The organism is Clostridium thermosuccinogenes, from assembly GCF_002896855.1.
Taxonomy (GTDB): domain Bacteria; phylum Bacillota; class Clostridia; order Acetivibrionales; family DSM-5807; genus Pseudoclostridium; species Pseudoclostridium thermosuccinogenes.
Genome location: NZ_CP021850.1, coordinates 325340 through 348546, shown reverse-complemented (window position 1 = coordinate 348546; position 23207 = coordinate 325340). Strand labels below are relative to the sequence as shown.

Below are 23207 nucleotides of genomic sequence, written 5' to 3'. Positions count from 1 at the left end.
TAGAGTTAAGCACTAAAGCAATTGAACTATTTGCTAAAGCTTAAGAGAGATATGGATACAGAAGAATCCTCGCTTTATTAGTTAGAGAAGGCACTCGCGTTTCACAAAAGGTAGTAAGAAAAACCATCTATAAATGTGGGTTGAAAAGTTAAAGTCAAACGAAAGAATAAGTATAGCTCATACAAGGGTGAAATAACGCCTGCAGTTCCCAATGTCATTGAGCGTGATTTTCATGATGATGCACCAAACCAGAAGTAGCTTACTGATGTAACAGAGTTTGCTATTCCATCTGGGAAAGTGTACTTATCCCCTATACTATAATTGACTGCTTTGATGGGATGATTCCTATATGGAAGATCAGCACAACGCCAGATGCTCATCTGGTCAACAGCATGCTAGATGATGCGATTGGTGTTTATTGCATAATATAATTGGACAAAGTTGCAAAAAGAATTCCCCAATTTTGCAATAGTAAATTCCACATAATTGCAAAAGGCCATTGAAGGCACCACCCCAGAATAATATCCTTGTAGTTAGTTGGGGAAAACGGCTACAAGGAGGAATGGAGGATGCTATCAATGACCCAAATTAAGGATATCAGAAAAATGTATTTTGAGGAAGGGAAAAATATTAGCCAAATAGCCAGAGAAACTGGTTACGACCGTAAGACAGTAAAGAAATACCTTGATAAAGATGACTGGAATAAAGACCAGTCAAAAGTAAGGGAAAAAACTACATTTCCAAAGCTTGACCCATACAAGCCGGACATTGATGCTTGGCTTTCTGAGGATAAAAGAACCAGGCGTAAACAAAGACACACAGCAAAACGAATATATGAGCGGCTGTTAGAGAAGTACAAGGATGACTTTGGCTGCTCCTACAGAACTGTTGCAGGATATGTGGCAGTAAAGAAAAAAGAGATCTTTGGTAAAAACAAAGGTTTTCTACCGTTAGAACATATACCAGGAGAAGCACAGGTAGATTTTGGTGATGCCGATTTTTATGAAAAAGGTAAGTTATACAGCGGTAAATACTTAAACTTATCGTTTCCATACAGTAATAAAGGATATATCCAAGTTTTCAAGGGAGAAAACCAGGAATGTCTGTTTGAAGGCTTAAAAACGATATTTGAACACATAGGCGGAGTGCCACCAAGGATATGGTTTGATAATGCAAGCACTATGGTTACCAAGGTAATGAAAAACGGAGAGCGGACTCTGACTGATGACTTCTTGCGGTTTATGGAACATTACCGTTTTGAAGCAGCCTTTTGTAATGTGGGAGCCGGACATGAAAAGGGTAATGCAGAAAACAAGGTTGGATATCATAGACGAAATATGCTGGTTCCGGTACCACGGTTTGAAAGTATCAGCAAATTTAATAAAGAGCTTCTGCTTCAATGTGAAGAGGATGCGAAAAGAGAGCATTACCGTAAGGAAAGGACAATTGAAGAGTTATACAAGGATGACGCTGCATCCCTTTTGGAACTACCCAGAGTAGCCTTTGATACAAGCAAATACATAAATGTAAAGACAAATGGATATGGTAAATTTCTGATTAACAATGGCTTACACGAATATTCTGTAGCACCTAAATATGCAAATACATATGTATTGGTTAGGCTAACTGCCTTTGAGGTAATAGTGCTTGATGAAAACTATCGTGAGATAGTGCGCCACGATAGGCTTTACGGTGACCATAAACAACAAAGCATGCAGTGGTTGCCTTACCTTAACCAATTGGCGAGATGCCCAGGCGCATTGAAATACACAGGCATATATCAAATGCTGCCACAGCCTGTAAAAGAGTATTTAGAAGATTTGAGCAAGCAAGATAAGGGAAAGGTGTTAAAGGCCATTGCCAATCTGACACAGAAAAGCAGCTTTGAAAAAGCAGTAGAAACAGTAAGCACTGCACTATCCTACGGCGCCGCTGATATAGACAGTTTAATAAATCTACACAGCCGGCTACATGAAAAAGTATTGCAGCTTGAACCGGTGCGCCTGCCTGATCATATACCGCAGTTAAAAAGGTATGAGCCAAATTTTATGGTCTACGACGAGAGTCTTAAGAAAGCAGGTGTAGATGGATGTTAGTATCTGATATTGCTGTTTGCTGTAAGAGACTTCGCTTAAGCAAAAACATCGTGGAAATGTCGGGCAAAATACAAGCAGAAAGCCATCAGGAGTATTTGCTTAAACTACTTCAAGCAGAGATTACGCATCGTGAAAAAGTAAGGAAAGATAAGCTGATAAAGAAAGCTGGTTTTTATACCATAAAGACATTTGAGAGCTTTAGGTTCGATGAAGTAACACTTCCTGGTGGTATCACGCCAGAATACCTTAAAGAATGCGAGTTCATCACAAACAAGACCAATATTGTTATGTATGGCAATGTGGGTACTGGCAAGACCCATCTTTCCATTGCATTAGGAGTAGAGGCATGTAAGAAAGGTTTAGAAGTTAGGTTTTTTAGGACATCGGCACTTGTAAACAAACTGGCAGAGCAAAAGAAAGCCGGAACATTATCTGCTTTTTTAAAAGCACTTAATAAAGCCGACTTATTGATCTGTGATGAGTGGGGTTATGTCCCTCTTGACCGGATAGGAGCGCAACTCCTGTTTGAAGTAATATCTGAGTGCTATGAACGAAAGTCGGTAATCATTAACACCAACATAGAGTTTTCAAGGTGGGTAAATGTGTTTTATGACGAGCAGATGACAGGAGCTATCATTGACCGGATACTTCATCATTGCCACTTGTTGCTCTTTCCTGGCCAAAGTAATAGGCTGAGGGAATCAACATTAAACACATGAGAATTTAGCAGATAAAACTACTGGGGTTAACATAAAAATTCCACATCGGTGCCTGAGGAAAAAATTTTGCAAAAGTGAGGAATTTTCTCTTGCAAAAAACAGCGATTGGTACACTTAGTAAAAAGGAGCATCCATTAATCCATATAGATCGCAGTTGTCACTATCGATGGCCTAGTTGGATATTCAGGATGGATAATGCAGGTCTTGTACGATCTATGTCAAGGAAAGGTTGTTCTCCAAACAATTCAGCCTGTGAGGGCTTTTCGGACGATTGAAAAACTAAATGTTTTACAACCGTAGTTGGTTAGGAGTAACAATAGAGTAGTTCATAGAAAAACTCAATGAGTATATTAGCTGGCACAACGAATCAAGAATTAAAATATCACTTGGTAACATGAGTCCATTGGAATACCGACGAAGCCTTGAATGGTAGTGTCATAAATTTTGTGTAAACTCAAGGTTAATATATTTTTTAGCGCTGGGATACCTGATTTTTTTGTATCCCAGTTGTTTTTAACTCTATCATTCGTTTACATCATAGTCAATACATATTTGAGAATTTCGATTAAACTACGAAATCCTGAAAAGGCGTTTATGCCGCGAAAGCCTCTTGATAATGAGTAAAGCAGCATGTTAGGCTATATGCCAGGCATCATCCACACTGTAGAGGATCACTCCCTTGTTCAGAATGGCTGGTGCCGGCAGATGCCTTTTAACATGCCTGCAGAGGCTCATTGTCAAGAGGATCGTGGAATAAATGCCTGTTGATTTATATATCTTTTTCTGATATACGTCCTTCAAAGTAGATCATAAGCTGATTAAGAATAGTGCCCCAACCTTGAATCCGTCCTGACCATTTTTTGGTAATATCTCGTACAGCCAGGTAAAGGGACTTAATAAGAGCATCATCAGACGGATATGCTGACTTTGTCTTTGTAACTTTCCGAAGTTGTCGATTGAAGTTTTCAATTGCATTGGTAGTATAAATAATTTTCCTTATTTCCGGAGGATATTTAAAAAATACACTTAGCTCTTCCCAATTATTCCTCCAGGATCGAACAGCATTAGGATATTTAGTTCCCCATTTTGATTCAAATGCATCTAACTCCTGCAGTGCCAAAGCTTCAGTTGCAGCTTTGTATATCGGCTTTAAATCGGCTGTGAATGACTTCAAATCCTTGTACGAAACAAATTTTGTTGAGTTTCTTATCTGATGAACTATACACCTTTGTATTTCAGTCATAGGAAAAACTGCCTTAATAGCTTCGGAAAAACCATTTAACCCATCAACTGAGGCGATAAGAATATCTCTGACACCTCTGTTCTTAATTTCGTTCATTATGGAAAGCCAGAATTTGCTGCTTTCTGCTTCTCCAATCCACATGCCGAGGATATCTTTCTGTCCTTCCAAATCTATTCCGATAGCTATATACACAGCTTTCTTTACGACAATCCCGTCTTTGCGAACAGAGTAGTAGATTGCATCCATAAACACTATCGGGTAGACACTCTTAAGCATACGGCTTTGCCATTCTTTGATTTCAGGTAAAATTCTATCTGTTATTCTTGATATTAGTGTTGGTGAAACTTCGATGCCGTATAATTCTTGTAGATGGGTCTCAATATCTCTGTTGCTCATTCCTTTGGCATACATAGAGATAATCTGGCCTTCGATACCCTTGATTTCAGTTTGATTCTTCTTCACTATTTGCGGTTCAAATTCACCGTTACGATCTCTTGGTATATCAAGCTCTATTTCGCCGTATTCAGAACGAACAGTCTTTTTACTGTATCCATTCCGTGAATTGTCGGTTTCTTTGTTTTGGACATCATACTTTTCATAACCTAATTCTTCATCCAGTTCACTGTTGAGTATCCTCTGAATGGTGCTTCCCATAAGGTCTTTCAGCATGTTCTTAATGTCATCAGTATCTTTGATATTGTACTCCTTGATAAGCTGATCCAGGAGTTCATTGGGTAGCTTCTTTTTGGGCATAGTAAAACCTCCAGTTTGATATTATTATTTTATATCACCTTGGAGGTTTACACAAAATTACTTACACTCTCCCTTGAATCAGCAGTTTAAGCTGTCCAAAATATCGTCTGCACCCCGTCTCGATAACCTCTAATTCTGCCATCTTAATCATATCTTTCCTCCTGTACGAAATGTTTGATCAACATAATCATACAGAATATTAGATTAAGGTAGCCTATTTTTTTACCGGTATATGGTACAATTTTAGAGTAGCATTAACACTTAAATATGTCTTATATAACCTGGAGGTGCAGACTTAAAAATGTTTTTACCATTATGGTCTTTTGGAAGTTTTCTGGGATTACATTGAGCTTGGTCTAATAAAGCTACTGGTAAAGATACTACCTGCGTAGAAAATAATTGCTGACCCTCATGGCGGTAAATAATCCGTTTATATGACTCTTTATATGGCGAAAAAGCTATAGAATCTCCATAATAGCCAGTATTGCAAATTACCACATTACAGAATACTAGCCTTGATATTGCTTCAGCCAAAAAGTAGTAAGAATTTGTATCCATATTGTGAGAAATTACAATCATGTGATGTATTTTCCCTTTATAAATTACAAACCTTTCTATATCAAAAAAATCAGAACATATAGCCACTCCAATATTTCCAAATGGTCCAGCATCGATTATATAGTTCACAGGCTCTGATAAAGGTGAATAGGCATGCAAAGGCTTTTCATAATCATTCAGCTTCTCAAATAAATCAAATTCCTCGTTTGAGAAGTGAGTTTTTCCGAAATAAAAACTTGATGTACTTGTAGATTTACGAATATTAGGCCAATTATTAGGTACGATAACAATGGCTTTGTTACTGATTTTATTATAAGCATTTTTTTGGAAATCTAGTCCTGCAATTACTACAGAACCTATAGTCATACTCAATTTTTTTAAATGAATAATACACCAATTCGGAACCGATAACTCTGGTAAAATAATAATATGAGGTTTTGTTTGATTATCGTTTAAATTACAAAACCCTTTTTTTATTTCTTGCCATACTTTTAATTGTGCCATTGGTTTCATATTAATTGATGGATATGGTTTATACCACGCATACTCACCGTCAACTACTGTTTGTATAAAACCAATTCTCAAATATTCCCGTAAATCCTTATTTATGCTCATTCTATACCATCCTCTATTTGCTTATATGGATTGTAATCCCTTGTTAACTGAATTAAGCTTACAGGTATCAGCTGTCTTGGGCTATACTCCTGTACTGTTAATTGGTAGCTCTCAAGAATCTTTTGAGCCTTTTCTATATTTTGTATAAAGTCTGAAATTGAAAAAATATGTGGAGGATCAAAAATTGTATCATCATCTGGTACCAGTTCATGTTGATAGATAGATAAAAATTTAGTTTCGATGTTTCTTTTAGATAAGCATCCATATATGATGCCTAAAGTTCGTGAAGATATTGGATAGTATTCAAGTTTCGCTTTCAAAACTGAAGTCCAAACTTTTTGCATACCAATTGGATTATAAATAGCTGGAAAACTAAAACTTTTTGATAATAATCCAATAAGTAAAATTCCAAGACCATGAATAACAGATAATTCACGATTCTCATATGAATAAGGATCAAGAATGACTGGAGTATATCTGTAGTCATAAATTACTTCTTTGAGTTTTCTTAGCTTAACCGTTTTATTATTTCGATGTATATCAATGGCATTCTTCCAATCTTCCCAACTCATATTACTTCGGCACTCTATCCATTCTTTTGGCAAAATATAATTGGATGGATGAACACTATAATATCGTTCATTTACATCCTCAAATAATTGACTATTATGAAGAAGTTCAATATTATGCACAACAGAATTGTGTATTTTTGCAACCCTTTTAACAATTTCCAATGCAGTCCATTCTGATAATCTGGGATCATAAGCCACTGAGTTCTTCTCAAATTTATTTGCCCATTCTGTCCATTCATATAAAGTAACATATTCATTATCAGTAAAGTTTAATATTTTACTAATTTTACGAACCATTTTATTTTGCATTAATCCATTATAATTAATCTGTTTGTCTTTTAAACTCACAAGAATATCAAAAAGCCATCCCTCATGTTTCAAATAATTGTTCATCTTTTTACTTGAAAACAGATAATCAATAATTTCAGCAGGCAAATTTTTAGGATACAAGGATATTATCGACATACCTGTTGGTGAATCAATGAGTTCTTTATTGTGACATAAATACTTCACAACATCATACCACATTTTTGGTGGTTCTATAGAAGACTTCTCAGTTATTTTACATAGAATCCACCATATCATATTAATAAATGAATATTCATCTTTACTAACTAAACAAGCGCCATCGTTATTTTTATCAAAAATGCTATTTCTAGTTTTATCAAAATATTCATATAAATCACAAGTCGGTTCTTCTTTTAAATAATATGCTATAACAGAGCATGTAAACATAAAAAGATTAAGGCATCCCATCTCATAGGGTTTGGTATAATTCTTTATTAAAGTTGCTTTGGATGTAACGAATTCTTTACTTATTAAATAATTTAAGAATTTTTTTGAACGTTCATAGGTAATAGGACTTCCTTTCAATTCACTTACCTCTTTAAAAGCTAATATTATTTGATCTGAAAGTGTTTTTAAAATAAGTGAGTAGATAAATCCTGCAGATAACTTGTTTATAGAATTTGCTTTTAACAAATCGTCGACAATTTCCCATATAGAATCAATTTCATTAATTCCAGATCTTTGACAAAATTCAATTGCACGTACCCATAATTTGGGTTTTTCATGATTATCTCTTAATGCTTTCAGCATTAACCTAAAAGAATGCTTAAAGGAAATAAGTTCTTTTTTCATTAGTTCATTCTTAATTCTTTCTAAACTATCATTAAGTTCTTTAATTTCAAAGTTTAGCTTCTCTATTTGTTTCTCTATTATTGTGTATTGATCAGAGTTATCTCTATATTTATTTATTTCTTTCTGCTTATACTCTAGTTCATTTATCTTACAACTTTTTCTCTTATCAATTTCATATATTTCAGTAATATCAACATGGTTTTTGGGTACTAATTTTGACAGCATAGTAGCTGCAAAAGAAATACGAGTATCTCGTCTTAACTCTTCATCAGGGAAATCAGTAACTAGCAAATGCTCAATATCTGATATTATTTGCTTCCTTTCAACCTCTTCTATCAGATCAAAATCAATTCTTACAATATTTGATATTTTTGCTAAGGTTTGTGTCATTAGTGGCGCAGGATAGTCAGGATCTAGTTTAGTACTATCATGAGCTAAGCGGTCAAGTTCTTGAGAGGTTTTAGCGTTCTTATTTTTATAAAAATTTCGATAGCGTCTTGTCAAGTGGTGTAAATTAGCATCTACTTTGGTCTCTGATATTATCGCTAATGTGGTTGTCAAGGGCCAAAAACAGGCTTTTCCTTGACAACCACATTCCGCCATGCCCTGTTTTTAGTGCCGAGGGATGAAGGGAAGAAGCAAGCTTAAGTTTACCACATCCCCCGTAATTTTCCATTATAGCATGGCGGACGCTGCCTATGCGGAAGTCCGTATAGGAAAACCACCTCAGGAATCAGCTAAAAAAGCAAGCATTTTATTTGTGCAGCAGTGATGTCGACGACAGAGTATAGGGAGCAAGCGCTGGATTTACTACCTTGTTCATTGATTCCTTGCTGAAATATCTACGGCCAATCTGCCACTCCTCATGCTGCTCAATGAGTAATGTCCCTACCAGTCGTAGTACCGACGGGCGGTTTGGAAATATGCTCACAACATCTGTCCTTCGCCGTATCTCTCTGTTTAACCGTTCCAACGGGTTTGTCGAATGGATCTGTGCCCAATGCTCCGATGGAAAGGCCATGTACTGCAGCACATTCTCGCACCCATTCTCCAGGATTTCCATTGCCTTGGGGAATCGGTCCTTCAACTGGGAAACAACCGTGTATAGTTGTTCTTTTGCAGCCTTCTGATCAGGTGCAGCAAAAATAGTCCTAACAATGGCCGATACCATTCCTTGTTGTTTGCGAGGTACCTGGCATAATACATTACGCATAAAATGCACCCGACACCGCTGCCATGCACAACCGCTTAATACTTCGTTTATTGCCCCTTTCAGGCCTTCATGGGCGTCACTGATGACCAGTTTCACTCCTCTTAGGCCTCGGCTTACCAAACGGCGTAAAAAGTCTGTCCAAAAAGGACCACTCTCTGCCATACCTATATCAAAGCCCAGTATTTCTCGTTCCCCATTTTCATTCACACCTACTGCAACCACCAGTGCCATGTTTTCTACATGCCCGCCTTCACGGACCTTTGGAAAGGTTGCATCTAGCCGTAAATATGGGTATTGTAATGTCAAAGGGCGGTGAACAAACCCTTGGACATGTTCGTCCAGCTCCTGACTGATACGGGATACGGCGCTCTTATCAATCCCTTCCATCCCAAGCGCTTGAACCAGTTCATCCACCTTGCGAGTGCTGACCCCATGGACATAGGCCTCTTGAATTACATTGACCAGTGCTTTTTCCCACATGCGGCGAGGCTCCAAGAAACTTGGGAAATAGCTTCCCTCACGCAGCTTCGGTATTTTTAGTTCAATTGTTCCCAGACGGGTCTCGTAGGGTCTGGTACGGGTACCGTTGCGATGGTTGTTCCGTTCATCGGTACGCTCATACTTTTGAGCGCCGATTTTTGCCGTTACTTCAGCCTCCATCAGCTTTTGTAGGATGAATGCCATGGTCTCACGCATAAAATCTCCATTTTTTACATCTCCATAAACCTTGAAAATTTCTTCGATTAATGGCATTATATCTTTTGTAGCCACGATATGACCTCCTCTACCTTATTGATTTGTGAGACCTAATAAAGTAGATGCCATATCGTGGCTCGTTTGTCAAAGGACAATATTTACCACCGGAATTACGCTGCCGATTTTACACCACTACATAAGACTATAACAAAATTTCTTAATTGCTCAGGCTCAATTTTATCGTAATTAATATCAACACCTATTCTACTTTCATTTAGTAAATCTTCAAATTGTTTGATCCAGGCTTTTAGCTTATCATAACTATCAGCTATAAACACATGATCATCTACAAACCTAAAATGAGCAATTCTTCTATCATTATTGAGTAAATTATTTATTCTATTATCTATATCTAAAAGTGCTAAATTAGCGAGAAATCCTGCGACGAAAAGACCTGTTGGAATTCCTTTACAGGTTTTTTCATTACCAATTTTTACAATATCCAGTTCTTCTTTAGTCCAACCTGATTTATCAATTGGGAATACTAACAAAGTCTTAAATAAACTTATTAATTCTGTTGTGAGTTTGTTTTGGGGGAAATACTTCTTAAAATTGTTAATAATAACACCAATATTTGTATTTGGATAAAACTCCTTTAGGTCAATACTTGCCCAGTATATTGTAAGCGCTTAATATAAGTGCGCATAGAAGTTTATCCGTCCATATGAGATAATCCATCCAAAAGTCTTTAGACTTTTTCGAGTTTTTCGACTCTGACTAAAAAGTCTAGAATCTCTAAGGAGGCTATCTCAATATGGATAAAATCACAAATGCCAAAACTGAATTCCGACTCAAGCAGTGGAGCAAGATTATCCAAGCCTGCCAAACCAGTGGAATGACAGTTGTCAGTTGGTGCAGCCAGAACAATGTAAAAATTAAATCGTACTACTACTGGCTGCGAAGAATCCGCACCTTGGCGTGTGAGACCGGATCACTTGTACCTCAGAAACCGGAACAAGAAATTGTCCCAGTACCATTTCACCAGACAAAGGTATCTGCAGCAGTCACAATCCACTTGCCTTCTTTTTGTGTTGATATACATGACGGAACTTCCAGAGAAACCATCGAGGCAGTTCTGTCGGCATTGAAAAGCATATGTTAGGCGATATTACAAGGGCAGAAGATATCTACATTGTCTGCGGGTACTCAGACATGAGAAAGTCAATTGATGGATTAGCGGCTATTATCAAAGAGACATTTGGCATGGATCCCTTTTCTCCGAGCCTGTTCCTCTTCTGTGGGAGACGTCGTGATCGTCTCAAAGCTCTCTTCTGGGAAGGAGACGGTTTTGTACTGCTATATAAGCGTCTTGAGAATGGGAACTTTAAATGGCCCCGTACACCGGAGCAAGCAAGACGGCTTACCCAGCAGGAATTCCGGTGGCTGATGGAGGGTCTGACGATAGATCAACCCAAAGCAATACGAAAAGCAAGAACAGGCGAAATCTACTGATAAAAAAGTGCGTAAAAGTATTGATTTTACAGCATTTAAGCTGGATTTTTCAGGTGAAATATGGTACAATTATCTTATGCAAAAGATAAATTTTACAGGGCTTACGCCAGAACAAATTGAATATGTTTCCACTCTGGAAAAAATAGTGGAAAACCAGCAAATCCGTATCAACCAGCTTACAGAGCTTCTTATCAAATCCCAAAAAGCTCTATACGGCCAATCCAGCGAAAAGCGTCGTTATGTTTTAGGAGAAGACAACGATCAAATCTCACTTTTCAACGAAGCAGAGGTCGAAGCGAACAACAAAGCAGAAGAACCTACCGTACAGACAATTGTGGCTGCCCATACCAGAAAACCTAAAAGAACAAAGGAAGAACTGGCACAGACAGTTCCTGTAGTGGAGGTTGTTTGTGACCTTGACGAGGACAAGCGCTCTTGCGGTATTTGCCAGGCTGACCTTAGATATCTGGGCAAGGAGCATGTCAGGGATGAACTTGAGATTATCCCTGCCCAAGTAAGAGTATTGAGATACATTCGTTTTAATTATGTGTGTACCGTCTGCGAGAAGGAAACCGGAGATGCCAACATTGTCAAAGCGCCGGTTCCAGCCCCGGTCATGAAACGCAGCCTTGCTTCTGCCTCAACAGTTGCTTATGTTATGTATCAGAAATATGCCAACGGAATGCCTTTATACCGGCAGGAGAAAGACTGGGCAAATCAGGGGGTGACACTTTCCAGAGCCACCCTGGCAAACTGGATCATACGTCCAAGCCATGAATGGCTTGAACCAATGTACAATGCCATTCATAAGCACTTGATTTCCGAACCCCTGATTCATGCAGACGAAACTGTACTGCAGGTATTAAAAGAACCGGGACGGAAAGCAACGACAGAATCGCGGATGTGGGTCTACACTTCCGGGCGAAGTCCAACCCCGGCTGTTTTATTTGAATACCAACCGACACGATCCGGCCAGCATGCCCGAAGATTTCTTGAGGGTTTTTCGGGTTACCTTCAGACAGATGGCTATAGTGGCTACAATGCAGTGCCTGATGTTATACATTGTGGATGTTGGGCTCATTTACAACGCAAATTCGAAGAAGCAATTCCCCAGGGGGCTGACACTAAGACTTCCAAGGCGGCTATCGGATATGATTATTGTAACCGTCTGTTTGCCATGGACAAGAAATGGGAGGAACTATCCGCTGAAAGGCGGTATGAAGAACGACTTAAAAATATGAAACCCCTTCTTGATGAGTTCTGGGAATGGGTGCAACAACTAAATCCGCTGCCAAACTCCAATCTGGGGAAAGCGATCACATATGCATTGAATCAAAAGGAATCATTGAATCGTTTCCTGTTGGATGGACGAATCGAGCTTTCCAACAATCGAGCCGAAAATGCCATTCGTCCGTATGTCACAGGCAGGAAGAACTGGCTGTTTGCCGACACAACTCGCGGAGCCAAGGCCAGTGCTATTGTCTACAGCATGATAGAAACTGCCAAAGCAAATCAACTTAATCCATATATGTATTTGGTGCATCTACTGACAAATTTACCAAGCTTAAAGGAATTGACGCATGAATCTCTGACACCTTATCTACCGTGGTCACCTGAACTACCCTCCTGGTGCCGTAATGATTCATACAAGGCACCCTAAAATTAAGCGCTTACAGTATATTTCTCTGCTTAAATCTTCTGACCAATATTCATTCTCAAGATATTTTACTTTTAAGTGTGAAGGTAGGGCATTATTATTTTCTATAACTTCAAGTTCTTTTTCATCAAATAAATTATCATTAGGTATTATATTTGAACCATCGCTAACTTTAACATGTGTCATTTTCTTTGTCACAATTGAAATGCATCTTCTATAAAACGGCCAACTCTGTTTCCATTTTCTATAGATATGCTTTGACGTATGCCTATAAGGCCCAAAACTCCATTTTATTTTTTCATTATTTTCTCCTTTTTTAGGAAACACGGATACATATAACCTATTACCAAAACTCCAAAATGGCATCACGCGATCTAAATGCGGACCAATTATATTGACTACTGCTATCCATGTTACCTGATCACGAACAGAAATCCAAAAAGCCTGCCTCGTTCTTGGAGTGTTGTCTTTCTTAGATTTTGGGTGGGCAACTGGCTTTATTGGTGATAGTTTGTATCTTTTACTCAAAATATCATTTTGAATTCTTTTAAGTTCCTTAGATAAATTTGTTTCAAATGCAGCTACTTCAATTTCATCATATAAGATATCACTCTGATTGTATGCTTCCTTAGCTTTCTCCCATGCCCAATATAAATTCTCGATATTCACTATCTGACTTATAATGTCATCCATAATTACTTACACCTACTTACTCTATACTCTGTAAGGTCCTTTACACCCTTAAGCTTTATAATTTGAACAGGTTTTCCGATTTTTCGAAAAGCTTTCTCTACAACAATTGCAAATTCATTGCCACTTATATCAGAATCAGGAATTATCCTAATTTTATAATCAGTAAAATAATTCGCCCATTCTTCATTAAAGTTATTTGCGCCCAAAATACCAACTGCATGTATACCCATTTGATAAGCAGAAAGGACATCTGGAATACCCTCGCATATATATATAAAATCATTCTTACCAATCTGATTCAGTACATTAAAGTTATAAATGTGTGTATTGATACCATTTAGGTTAATATATTTAGGCTCTCTATCACCTACTTGTCTTCCTTGGAGGTATTCAATTCTGTTATCTAAGTTATAAAACGGAAATAAAATAACTGAACTTGTCCAAATAAATACCGGAATATCTTTATCAGATATTTTTGCAAGACCACATTTTAAAAGTCTATCAATTCCCCATACTGATTTTGCATTAAGAAACACATTAGTAGGGTTTTCTATGGATTTAATATTAAAGTGTTGAATAACTTCATTGTTAAATTTCCTTTCATTCATAAGGTATTTGTAAGCACGCGTACCTAGAGAACAAGAATTTACAAGCCATTCATATACTTCAATATCAGGCTTATTTATGTTATCTTTTTCAGCTATACTTTTATGTCTTTGAACGAGTTTTTTCGTCTTTAGTATTAATTTTTTATTTTTTTCTGAACCAAACGGTATATTAAATTCCTTTGATAGCCAATAGCAAGCATCAATAAAATCACATGCAAATACTTTTTGTACAAGTTGAATTGAATTACCACCTTCATTACATCCAAAACAGTGCCAATAGTTCTTTCTGGTATTAAAACTTAGACTAGGAGTTTTTTTATCATGATTATTAAAGCACATAGCTTTGTTTTTCTTAACATTTATCCCCAGTTTTTCTGCAACTTCCACCACTGGAATACTTTTTAGTTCTTCAAGATTATACATTTTACCTCAAATAAATCAATCTCTTAAACACTATCGTTATACTTGAATATTCTACACATTTATCTAAAATCCTCCTAGCAATTACATATTTTCACATTAATAGTGTTAATCATAGTTAAAAAACAACAACATATCTAACTTATTGCACCCCTCAACCAAGGCCAAACTATACCCTCATCCTTACCATGGATGGTCTAAAGCACAAAAATCGGCACACTAGAATGAGCTCCACATTCCGGCTTTACTACTTCGTCAAGCTTCACGTCTGCGGTACTCACATATCTCATATGCTCCGCTCCTCCATGCTTGCTTTCCTTGTACTACTTGCTTTTTGTGTCACATGCTCTGCCGGCAGAGCGCTTTGTCTAAGTGAAGTAATCAGTTATTCGTACACAGATTCAAACAAAAAAGACGCATCCTTATCGGATACGTCTTTTCAAATTGGAGCCCTCAACCAGAGTCGAACTGGTGACCTCATCCTTACCATGGATGCGCTCTGCCTGCTGAGCTATGAGGGCAAACAATGGAGCGGGTGATGGGAATCGAACCCACGCAGTCAGCTTGGGAAGCTGATATTCTACCATTGAATTACACCCGCAGACCTAAGTCTGCATACTGTAATCACCACAGCGAATATGATTATACCACAACCATAACAACAAGTCCAGTACTTATTTTTTCTAATTTTCGAAGTTATCACTTTTCTCCTTCGAGATATTTCTCCAACTTCCGTTTTACTCGCTGTAGGGCGTTGTCAATCGATTTTACATGCCTGTCCAATTCTTCGGCTATCTCCTGATAGGACTTGCCTTGCAAATACAAGGACAAAACCTCCCATTCGAGATCGCTGAGAATTTCACCCATTTTATCTTCAATACCTGCAAATTCCTCACGGTTTATTATCATCTCTTCCGGATCGGTTATGCTTTCTTCACTTATTACGTCCATAAGCGTGCGGTCGGATTCTTCATCAAAGATAGGCTTGTTCAAAGAAACATAGGAATTCAGAGGAATGTGCTTTTGCCTGGTGGCCGTCTTTATTGCGGTAATAATCTGACGCGTAATGCAAATCTCTGCAAAGGCGCGAAATGATGACAGCTTGTCCTCTCTATAATCCCTTATTGCCTTAAAAAGTCCTATCATTCCTTCCTGGATAATATCCTCCCTGTCAGCGCCAATAAGGAAATAGGTTCTAGCCTTGGCACGTACAAAGCCCTTATACTTGTTGATTAAATATTCAAGGGCTCCAATGTCACCAGCCTGTGCTTCTTCTATGATTTCTTCATCAAGCATAGTACTGTAAGATCCAACTACACCTATACGTGTATTCGAATTCAAGATAACGCCCCCCTGCATTAAGTGCATAACCTATATTTTATATTGCTTGTTTACATAAGCAATGACATAATATGAGCTGATAACAAGTCAGAAAGGTCACATATTAATAATTATAAGAAAAACACGCTATTATGTCAATTAAAACTTTTCATTCCAATTTTTCCCTAAAATTTCGAACAAATCAGCGTGGCATTTGACATAATAGGATTCCTTTTTTGCAACTATTTATCCATTGCTTCTTTAACAATCCTGATAATCTTTATATTTCATGCCTCAGTCCCATCGGAGGCATTCTTGTCCTATCACTGGCCAATTATACAAACCCCTGTTCAAAATGGTCGGAGACCTTCAATCTGACTCTGTACCAGCTGCCCTATGAATAGAAAAAAATTATGGTAAACAAGCCTTTATATATTTATCGGCAGTTTCCTTTTCTTTTGAATATATATTTCTCAAAAAATCATAGATTTCTGATTCCCTGCCCGTTTTTAAACATATGGGCATAGGATGCGATTATAATATTTTCTAATTGAATCCCCCGGTTAGCTGCACATCATCCAGCAGGGTTTATCCCTTCAGTCTTCCAGGGTGTCTTTTTTTAAGATATGGATACGCCTTTCCCTGCGCTAATAGCCATAGACAGGTCCTTGCCACTGTTGGTTGAAATTATCCTGTTTTTAGAGCATCAAATCAGATTATAACAAAATGTTTTCAAAACATTCGGTTATTTTCAACCGGCTCTGCAAAGAACCATCAACGAACAGATATTGCTGTTTAAACCTGTCGTCTTAGTTACATTATTTGTTACGCTGTTTTAATATCTCATACATGACAATTGCTGCCGCAACACCAGCATTTAGTGAGGACACATGGCCTTTCATAGGGATATTTACGATAAAATCGCACTTTTCCTTGACGAGCCTTCCCATGCCTTCTCCTTCGCTGCCTATCACAAGGGCGATCGGTCCTTTCAAATCGCTGTCGTAGAAAGGCTTCTCACCGGTCAAGTCCGTCCCTACGATCCAGACACCGTTTTTCTTGAGGTAATCTATCGTCTGTCCAAGATTTGTAACCCTAGCTACAGGAACATATTCAGCCGCTCCGGCTGACGCTTTTGATACCGTAGCCGTAAGGCCAATAGCCCTCCTCTTGGGTATGATTACCCCATGAGCACCTGCCGCATCTGCCGTTCTCAATATTGAACCAAAATTGTTGGGATCGGTGATTTCATCCAGAATTATTATAAACGGTGCTTCTCCGGCGGAAGCAGCAGCTTCCAGTATATAATCCACATCCACGTATTCCTTGGCCGCTGCAAAAGCAATGACTCCCTGATGAGCTCTGGTTATGGACAGGGTGTCCAGTTTGGATCTGTCCACCTCCTGCACCACTATACCCTTTTCCCTTGCCAGCGCTATGATATATTTTATTGATCCTTCCTTTTCGCCTTTGGATACGAAAATTTTATTGATTGCCCTATCCGCTCTGATAGCCTCTATCACAGGATTTCTGCCCTCTATTCTTTCGGCAGCTTCCTCAGGGGAAGGCTCATAGCGGCCGGTACCATCCCTGAAATCATCCGAGTCTTTATGTTTTGATTTATATTGAGCCTTTTCGCTGTCATATCTTTTATCATCAGATTTTTTACCATCAAATCTGCTGCCATCTGCTCTTCTATTACCCTTCTTTTTATTAGCCAACATCTGTCACAACCTGCCTTCGTGTTATTTTAAATTGGTTCCGGTACATGCTCGCCACCATACCAAAATCCAGGTTAGCTCTGGGCTGCATCTTCAGAAACAGCCATTTTTAAAACCTCCACCAAACGGTCATAGGCATGGGTGAGGTACAGATAGCCTATGAGAGACTCAAAACCCGTTGCATACTTATACTCTGTCACATCGGCATTTTTAGGAATAGTACCGGATTTGGCATTTCTGCCTCTCCTCACAATATCCTGCTCTTCCTCCGTAAGATTCCCCATTATCCTGTGCAATATGTCCGATTGGGCTTTAGCCTTTACAAACTTTATTGAATCTACATGCAGTTTATGGACATGGGCATTGCTCCTGGACACCAGGAGTGCCCTTATATACAGCTCATAAACTGCGTCACCGATATAGGCCAGCACCAGCGGATTTATCTGGGACGGATCCTTTTTGTCCGTAATTTCTTTGTTAAATTCCTTTATAACCTCTTTAAACACTTCTTCCAATACAAAGCACCTTATTTTCAATAGATTAAAATATCCAAAATCTGCATCAAGCCTTATTCCGGCTAAGCACTGCATTGCCACATTGGATAGCAATGACTTCCAATCATCCTCGACTTCTCTATGCGTTGCTTAATCCGCTTGTCGAAGCCGTAAGAACTTAGCTTTTTGTGGGTCAAAACCACACTTCGGGTTGGGCAAGCTTTTCAATATTTGCTTTCCATGTGGTACCTAAAAGCAAAACAAATTATATTATTCAAAATTTTAATTAAATCAAAGTTAAATCAAATATAGTCCAAATTTATAACCTATCTCAAACTTGCGGAACAGCATTAAGCTCGTTCCAGGCTTAAGATCTGATTCAGGCTTACGGAATGTCTGAAGCTCAACCTAAACTTAAAATGCTAAGCCAGGCATGTGAAATACCCGAAGCTAGGCCCAAGCTTGAAACCTAAAACAGGCCCGTAAAACACCTGAAGCTTGACCCAGGCTTAGGACCTAAACCAGGCTCATGTAACACCTGAAACCCAGTCCCAGCCCAAATCAAGTCCATGGAAATCTGGCGAGCCAATGCCCGGTTATTCTCCCCTTTTATTTTACACAGATAATCAACGGATAATCACCATATCCGATTAATTCTCCATAACTCCAATGGCATTTCACTTTTTCCAGGGAAAGCTGGAAATCCATGCTCTTCGGACAGCTCCAACAAGCGACAACAGCAAATATCTAACTATTGTCACATATCCCCATCCAGGTCTTGAAAGGGCTGAACAATCAAATTTGCTGTATTATATCTTCTCCCACTTAACACCTTCCGGGGTATCCTTAAGCAGTATTCCCATTTCTTTAAGCTTGTCCCGGATCTCATCAGCCAGCTTCCAGTTCTTTTCCTTTCTGGCCTGCTGCCTTTGCCGTATCAATTCCTCGATTTCTGGATCGATTTCTTCCTGCTTTTCCTCTTTGGGCTGCACCTTATCTATATTCAGTCCCAGTATCGAATCCATAAGCACGAGGAGATCAAACAAATCCTTGGATTTTTCATGGTACCGCACTACATTCCATACAATACCAAGGGCTCTGGGTATATTCAGGTCGTCATTTATCGCCTCTTCAAAGTCCTGGCGGAATTTTGCGATCAGCTCCGCATCAACAGAAGCCGTGCCATTTTTGTGGGCAAGAGCTCCTTCAAGCAGCCTGTCCAGGGATACCTGGGCCGATTGTATCGCATCCCATGTGAAATTCAGCTTGTTCCTGTAATGGGCATTCAGGCACAAGTATCTGAAAGCAAGAGGGTTTAATCCCCTGGCCTTTAAGTCTTCTATTGTATAAGTATTCCCGAGGCTTTTGGACATTTTGCCATTGTCCACCAGCAGGAATTCCCCATGCATCCAATATTTCACCGCCGGATGTCCCAGCAGGGCTTCCGACTGGGCGATTTCATTTTCATGATGTACCGGTATATGGTCGACACCTCCGGTATGTATGTCAAAAGTATCCCCCAGATACTTTCTGCCCATGGCGGAGCATTCTATGTGCCATCCCGGATATCCCATGCCCCATGGGCTTGGCCACTGCATGATGTGCTCCTTCGGTGCCTTCTTCCACAGTGCAAAATCCGCCGGGTGCCTTTTTTCATCATTAACCTCCACCCTGGCGCCGGCCATTTGGCCCTCCAGGTCAATGCCCGACAGTTTTCCGTAGTCCGGGAGCTTTGAAATATCGAAATATATCCCGTCACTGGTCTCATAACCATAGCCCTTTTCCACCAGGCCCTGCACAAACTCAATCATTTCATCAATATGCTCTGTGGCTTTTGCAATAATCTCAGGCTTTTCAATATTCAGAGCAGCTATATCTCTGAAAAAAACGCCGGTATAGTATTCCGCAATCTCCCAAGGCGATTTTTGCTGCTCTTTTGCCGTCTTCATCATCTTGTCTTCGCCCTCATCGGCATCGGATACCAGATGTCCTACATCGGTTATGTTCATCACATGCTTTAGCTTGAATCCGTTATATTTCAATACTCTCCTTAAAATGTCCATAAAAACATAAGTCCTGAGATTTCCTATATGGGCATAGTTATAAACCGTAGGACCGCATGAATATATCCTCAGCTCGTTGTCTGTAATTGGTTTCAATTCTTCCTTGCGTCTGGTAAGGGTATTATATATTTTCATATGCATCACCTTCCGTACATTGTTATAATATATAAACGCAAAAGCTCCACCGGCGTAAACTGCCACAAGGGTAAACTGCATGGCTCCAAAGCTCTGCCAACCTACACCCAAAGTGTTAACAATTTCAATCCATAACACCATCAGGGAAGCCCGTCTTGGTTAACCCTATCATTTCTGATCGGTCTGTTTGTCTTTTTCCTTCTCAATTTTCAGCTGGGCCTCAAGATGTTCAACCCTCAACATCAGCTTGCACATCTCCTGAGCCAGCGGGTCCGGATAGTGTATCTGGTCGAGATCCATGGAAGGAGCCACCCTCTTGCCATTTCGTTTGACAAGTCTGGCTTTTGGCCCTGTAACAGTGGCGTTGGGCTCCACCTCTTCCATAACAACCGAACCGGCACCGATCATGGCGTTGTCTCCTACAGTGAAAGGCCCGAGAATTTTTGCACCGGCACCTATCAGCACGTTATTTCCTATGGTGGGATGTCTCTTTCCCTTATCCTTCCCTGTTCCACCAAGAGTAACACCATGGTAGATAGTGCAGTTATCGCCTATCTCAGCCGTTTCACCTATTACCACTCCCATTCCGTGGTCTATAAACAAGCCGTTTCCGATAACAGCCCCCGGATGTATTTCAATCCCGGTTATAAACCTGCTAATCTGGGATACAAGCCTTGCCAGGAAAAACCTCTTCCTCTTGTAAAGCCAGTGGGCAATCCTATGGAAAAAAATAGCATGAAAACCAGGGTACAACAATATCACTTCAATGGTGCTCTTAGCCGCCGGATCCCTTTCTGCGATAGACCTGGCATCGTTCAACAAACTTTTTAGCATAGCAAAAACCCCTCATTATCAAGTTTGCTCAAGATTTATAAAAATATTTGCCATAATTCATTGGTTGTTCTGGTATTTCGATAGTTATCGCCATCTTAATCCGCCAGCCTGTAAATAAATCGTGGCAGTACATATTCATCAACTATGTATATTTACCCATACAGGCACATAAAAAACCTATCTTTAGCACATTATATAAATAATCTTATGCTTTGGATGCAAAACTTCCTTGGAAGAACATTTATTGGAATCGCCTCTGAAATTTCTTCCGTTGTTTTAAAAACCCCGCCTGCATACTTGACAGAGGCGAGGTACTGATGTCGCTCCTAAAATCATAATGTTATGTTTAAATTATATTCAAATCTCAAATAATTTTATCAGATTTGCATTTTAAAGTAAACAATATTTCAAGCAAGTGTTCTATATTTTATGTTAAAATTATGCGTTTGCATAATTCACATTTATTTTATAAATAATAATACTAAGCCAAAATGAAAGGATGTGATTTGATGGCTGATCAATATACTGAAGGAAAATCCACAGGCTTTGGTATTGCCCATTTTATTATCAGGCTGATAGTAAGCGCAGTTGTTCTCGGTATTACGGCAGCGCTGACGCCGGGCTTTAGTATATCAGGAATCTGGTCATTGCTGCTCGGTGCACTTGTTCTGGCTGCCTTGGACTATGCTGCGCTAAGGCTTCTTGGTGTAAATGCGTCACCATTTAGCAGGGGGATTCTAGGGTTCATTATGGCAGCCGTAATTATATACGTAACTCAGTTTTTCGTGGCAGGATTTAATGTGACCATATGGGGAGCTATTATAGGAGCCCTTGTTTATGGTATAGTAGACGCTATTATCCCCGGCAAATCAATGTAAAGCTCTTAATAGAAGGGGCTATCTCAAAGCACTTTGAGATAGCCCCTTTTTTAGCTTCGTTTTGCCCTATATGCCATTGCTTTCTTTTTTATTTCTTATGTTCTGTATGCTATTGCTTTTCTGCCTTAGCCGCTTAATTTCTTGCTTTTATGCCGCATTAGCACCGTGCGCTATTGCTCTCCTCTACCTTTCTTTCCCTTCATGTCTTCTTCTGCTTCAACAGCTCCCGGAAAGTCAAATATCTGGGGCGGGAAGAATTCATCCAGCGGGAATTCAATTGTGTCAAACAATTCGCATGGATTTTCCTCCGTTGCTGCAATGCATTCCTTGTTGGTCGGGCAGTAGCTGAAAGCCGGAATGAGGAGCTGTACTAACCTGACCAGCTTGATTATTGAGAACAGGCCTACTGTCGCTACTACTCTTCTGGTTGGCAGTTCTTCATCACGAATGTCGCGGGTGTCACCATCGTCATCATAGTTGCGCAGAAGCTCTGCTACATTGCGGGGCAGGTTGCTCACACAGCAGCAGTTTTCAAACAGCTTGTCACGAATATCCTGTATGTCTGCATCCAGGCAGATAGGCTCTGCCACTTCGACCTTGGATATCGGCTGGTTGCCCTGCTGTACCCTGTGGGAAATAGGCTCGTCAACATCTCCTTCCACGAAACGTGCCCTGAATATCTTGACATTTCCTTCGGAACCGAAGAGTATTACTTTCTTATCGAACAGGATAACTCCCGTCCTCTGGATAATATCGGTTCCGGCTACGCTGGTTGGAACAGTCCCGGGCCTTCTGGGAAGAAAGAAATCCAGAGTAACGCCAATAAAGAATTTTATATCTACAGTGAAGAAGCCTCTCTTAAACGGAACAGGCTCTATATCTGCAAATACATCGAGTACTTCCGCTCTTCTGCACTTAACATTTACTGCGTTGTTGATTATCCAGCGCATTTTTGCACTGTCTGGGAAAAGCACAGGAGCGTTTTCTATGCAATCTTTTTCCCTACAGGAGTCGAAAACCTTTTCGACCTGCACGCAGACAGCTTCTCTTATCTTGCCAAGATCTCTTTCATTGATCAGCCCCGGAACCACTCTATCATGTTCATATCCCATATATGCATATCCTCCTTCTTCATGTATTGTTTACTTCTCTAATTACATGATATGTGCCTGATTACTTTGTGTGATTGTTTTGTTTAAACTTTTTACAACCAGAGACATATATTAAATATGAAACTACTTTTCTCCATTACGTGGTTTTAGAAGGG

Annotated in this window: 19 protein-coding genes, 2 tRNA genes and 2 pseudogenes; 8 read left to right on the top strand and 15 right to left on the bottom strand. The window is 39.4% G+C overall.

What is annotated here, in order from left to right:
- Window positions 1-59: 59 nt before the first annotated feature.
- The 4 genes and pseudogenes from CDO33_RS21730 to CDO33_RS21160 form a co-directional block, all read left to right on the top strand.
- Window positions 60-152, top strand: a pseudogene (locus tag CDO33_RS21730) (hypothetical protein); the annotation flags it as partial.
- A gap of 426 nt (window positions 153-578) precedes the next feature.
- Window positions 579-2096, top strand: coding sequence for an IS21 family transposase (istA, locus tag CDO33_RS01565; RefSeq protein ID WP_103090591.1), 1518 nt, complete (start codon window positions 579-581; stop codon window positions 2094-2096).
- Window positions 2090-2815 (top strand): IS21-like element helper ATPase IstB, encoded by a 726-nt coding sequence (gene istB / locus CDO33_RS01560; protein ID WP_103083312.1) that lies wholly within the window; start codon window positions 2090-2092, stop codon window positions 2813-2815. The genes istA and istB overlap by 7 nt, the downstream gene beginning before the upstream one ends.
- Before the next feature lie 101 nt (window positions 2816-2916).
- Window positions 2917-3248 (top strand): annotated as a pseudogene (locus tag CDO33_RS21160) (IS3 family transposase); the annotation flags it as partial.
- Between the two features lie 336 nt (window positions 3249-3584).
- On the opposite strand, the gene CDO33_RS01550 reads toward CDO33_RS21160, so the two are convergent.
- The 5 genes from CDO33_RS01550 to CDO33_RS01530 form a co-directional block, all read right to left on the bottom strand.
- On the bottom strand, window positions 3585-4811 hold the full coding sequence (locus tag CDO33_RS01550; RefSeq protein WP_103091167.1) for an IS256 family transposase: 1227 nt from the start codon (window positions 4809-4811) through the stop codon (window positions 3585-3587).
- A 261-nt stretch (window positions 4812-5072) separates the two neighbouring features.
- Window positions 5073-5984 carry a carbon-nitrogen hydrolase family protein gene (locus CDO33_RS01545; RefSeq protein ID WP_103083273.1) on the bottom strand — a complete coding sequence of 304 codons (912 nt, stop codon included), beginning with the start codon at window positions 5982-5984 and terminating at the stop codon, window positions 5073-5075.
- Entirely contained in the window at window positions 5981-8299 is a 2319-nt protein-coding gene (locus tag CDO33_RS01540; protein ID WP_103102756.1) for a hypothetical protein, read from the bottom strand. The genes CDO33_RS01545 and CDO33_RS01540 overlap by 4 nt, the downstream gene beginning before the upstream one ends.
- A gap of 151 nt (window positions 8300-8450) precedes the next feature.
- Entirely contained in the window at window positions 8451-9662 is a 1212-nt protein-coding gene (locus tag CDO33_RS01535; RefSeq protein ID WP_192875030.1) for an IS256 family transposase, read from the bottom strand.
- Between the two features lie 113 nt (window positions 9663-9775).
- Window positions 9776-10156 (bottom strand): RNA-directed DNA polymerase, encoded by a 381-nt coding sequence (locus CDO33_RS01530; protein WP_161496631.1) that lies wholly within the window; start codon window positions 10154-10156, stop codon window positions 9776-9778.
- Window positions 10157-10419: 263 nt separating this feature from the next.
- Here CDO33_RS01530 and tnpA point away from each other — a divergent pair, with 263 nt between their 5' ends.
- The 3 genes from tnpA (at window position 10420) to tnpC (ending at window position 12777) form a co-directional block, all read left to right on the top strand.
- Complete coding sequence (gene tnpA / locus CDO33_RS01525) at window positions 10420-10767, top strand: IS66 family insertion sequence element accessory protein TnpA (RefSeq protein ID WP_103083352.1); 348 nt, start codon at window positions 10420-10422, stop codon at window positions 10765-10767.
- Window positions 10761-11117 carry an IS66 family insertion sequence element accessory protein TnpB gene (tnpB, locus tag CDO33_RS01520; RefSeq protein ID WP_103083353.1) on the top strand — a complete coding sequence of 119 codons (357 nt, stop codon included), beginning with the start codon at window positions 10761-10763 and terminating at the stop codon, window positions 11115-11117. Before tnpA ends, tnpB begins: the two co-directional genes overlap by 7 nt.
- 76 nt (window positions 11118-11193) lie before the next feature.
- Complete coding sequence (gene tnpC, locus CDO33_RS01515; protein WP_103083333.1) at window positions 11194-12777, top strand: IS66 family transposase; 1584 nt, start codon at window positions 11194-11196, stop codon at window positions 12775-12777.
- On the opposite strand, the gene CDO33_RS01510 is transcribed toward tnpC, so the two are convergent.
- The 9 genes from CDO33_RS01510 to epsC form a co-directional block, all read right to left on the bottom strand.
- On the bottom strand, window positions 12760-13467 hold the full coding sequence (locus CDO33_RS01510) for a hypothetical protein (RefSeq protein ID WP_103081769.1): 708 nt from the start codon (window positions 13465-13467) through the stop codon (window positions 12760-12762). The two genes, tnpC and CDO33_RS01510, sit on opposite strands and share 18 nt — an antisense overlap.
- A 2-nt stretch (window positions 13468-13469) precedes the next feature.
- Window positions 13470-14498, bottom strand: a complete 1029-nt coding sequence (locus tag CDO33_RS01505) for a CHC2 zinc finger domain-containing protein (protein WP_103081768.1) — start codon at window positions 14496-14498, stop codon at window positions 13470-13472.
- 442 nt (window positions 14499-14940) lie between these two features.
- Window positions 14941-15016 (bottom strand) — tRNA-Thr (locus CDO33_RS01500).
- Window positions 15017-15022: 6 nt separating this feature from the next.
- Window positions 15023-15096 (bottom strand) — tRNA-Gly (locus CDO33_RS01495).
- Window positions 15097-15194: 98 nt separating this feature from the next.
- Window positions 15195-15854, bottom strand: a complete 660-nt coding sequence (sigH, locus tag CDO33_RS01490) for an RNA polymerase sporulation sigma factor SigH (RefSeq protein ID WP_103081767.1) — start codon at window positions 15852-15854, stop codon at window positions 15195-15197.
- 779 nt (window positions 15855-16633) lie between these two features.
- Window positions 16634-17539 carry a 23S rRNA (guanosine(2251)-2'-O)-methyltransferase RlmB gene (rlmB, locus tag CDO33_RS01485; RefSeq protein WP_103081766.1) on the bottom strand — a complete coding sequence of 302 codons (906 nt, stop codon included), beginning with the start codon at window positions 17537-17539 and terminating at the stop codon, window positions 16634-16636.
- A gap of 71 nt (window positions 17540-17610) precedes the next feature.
- A complete protein-coding gene (locus tag CDO33_RS01480) occupies window positions 17611-18042 on the bottom strand; it encodes a Mini-ribonuclease 3 (RefSeq protein WP_422678802.1) in 432 nt (143 codons plus the stop codon).
- Between the two features lie 797 nt (window positions 18043-18839).
- Window positions 18840-20369: a cysteine--tRNA ligase gene (cysS, locus tag CDO33_RS01475; protein WP_242973902.1), complete on the bottom strand. Its 1530-nt coding sequence runs from the start codon at window positions 20367-20369 to the stop codon at window positions 18840-18842.
- Window positions 20370-20396: 27 nt separating this feature from the next.
- The gene (gene epsC, locus CDO33_RS01470) at window positions 20397-21062 is read right to left on the bottom strand and encodes a serine O-acetyltransferase EpsC (protein WP_103081765.1); all 666 of its coding nucleotides are present in this window, start codon (window positions 21060-21062) and stop codon (window positions 20397-20399) included.
- 509 nt (window positions 21063-21571) lie between these two features.
- Here epsC and CDO33_RS01465 point away from each other — a divergent pair.
- Entirely contained in the window at window positions 21572-21940 is a 369-nt protein-coding gene (locus CDO33_RS01465) for a phage holin family protein (RefSeq protein WP_103081764.1), read from the top strand.
- A 170-nt stretch (window positions 21941-22110) separates the two neighbouring features.
- On the opposite strand, the gene CDO33_RS01460 is transcribed toward CDO33_RS01465, so the two are convergent.
- A complete protein-coding gene (locus CDO33_RS01460; protein ID WP_103081763.1) occupies window positions 22111-23052 on the bottom strand; it encodes a hypothetical protein in 942 nt (313 codons plus the stop codon).
- Window positions 23053-23207 lie beyond the last annotated feature (155 nt).

Bases quoted from the DNA above. Each gene is read 5' to 3' on its own strand.
- epsC (WP_103081765.1), bottom strand. From the start codon at position 21,062: ATGCTAAAAAGTTTGTTGAACGATGCCAGGTCTATCGCAGAAAGGGAT.
- istA (WP_103090591.1), top strand. From the start codon at position 579: ATGACCCAAATTAAGGATATCAGAAAAATGTATTTTGAGGAAGGGAAA.
- CDO33_RS01550 (WP_103091167.1), bottom strand. From the start codon at position 4,811: ATGCCCAAAAAGAAGCTACCCAATGAACTCCTGGATCAGCTTATCAAG.
- CDO33_RS01540 (WP_103102756.1), bottom strand. From the start codon at position 8,299: ATGGCGGAATGTGGTTGTCAAGGAAAAGCCTGTTTTTGGCCCTTGACA.
- sigH (WP_103081767.1), bottom strand. From the start codon at position 15,854: ATGCAGGGGGGCGTTATCTTGAATTCGAATACACGTATAGGTGTAGTT.
- CDO33_RS01535 (WP_192875030.1), bottom strand. From the start codon at position 9,662: ATGCCATTAATCGAAGAAATTTTCAAGGTTTATGGAGATGTAAAAAAT.
- CDO33_RS01460 (WP_103081763.1), bottom strand. From the start codon at position 23,052: ATGGGATATGAACATGATAGAGTGGTTCCGGGGCTGATCAATGAAAGA.
- rlmB (WP_103081766.1), bottom strand. From the start codon at position 17,539: ATGTTGGCTAATAAAAAGAAGGGTAATAGAAGAGCAGATGGCAGCAGA.
- tnpC (WP_103083333.1), top strand. From the start codon at position 11,194: ATGCAAAAGATAAATTTTACAGGGCTTACGCCAGAACAAATTGAATAT.
- tnpA (WP_103083352.1), top strand. From the start codon at position 10,420: ATGGATAAAATCACAAATGCCAAAACTGAATTCCGACTCAAGCAGTGG.
- CDO33_RS01505 (WP_103081768.1), bottom strand. From the start codon at position 14,498: ATGTATAATCTTGAAGAACTAAAAAGTATTCCAGTGGTGGAAGTTGCA.
- CDO33_RS01545 (WP_103083273.1), bottom strand. From the start codon at position 5,984: ATGAGCATAAATAAGGATTTACGGGAATATTTGAGAATTGGTTTTATA.
- cysS (WP_242973902.1), bottom strand. From the start codon at position 20,369: ATGGTGTTATGGATTGAAATTGTTAACACTTTGGGTGTAGGTTGGCAG.
- tnpB (WP_103083353.1), top strand. From the start codon at position 10,761: ATGTTAGGCGATATTACAAGGGCAGAAGATATCTACATTGTCTGCGGG.
- CDO33_RS01510 (WP_103081769.1), bottom strand. From the start codon at position 13,467: ATGGATGACATTATAAGTCAGATAGTGAATATCGAGAATTTATATTGG.
- istB (WP_103083312.1), top strand. From the start codon at position 2,090: ATGTTAGTATCTGATATTGCTGTTTGCTGTAAGAGACTTCGCTTAAGC.
- CDO33_RS01465 (WP_103081764.1), top strand. From the start codon at position 21,572: ATGGCTGATCAATATACTGAAGGAAAATCCACAGGCTTTGGTATTGCC.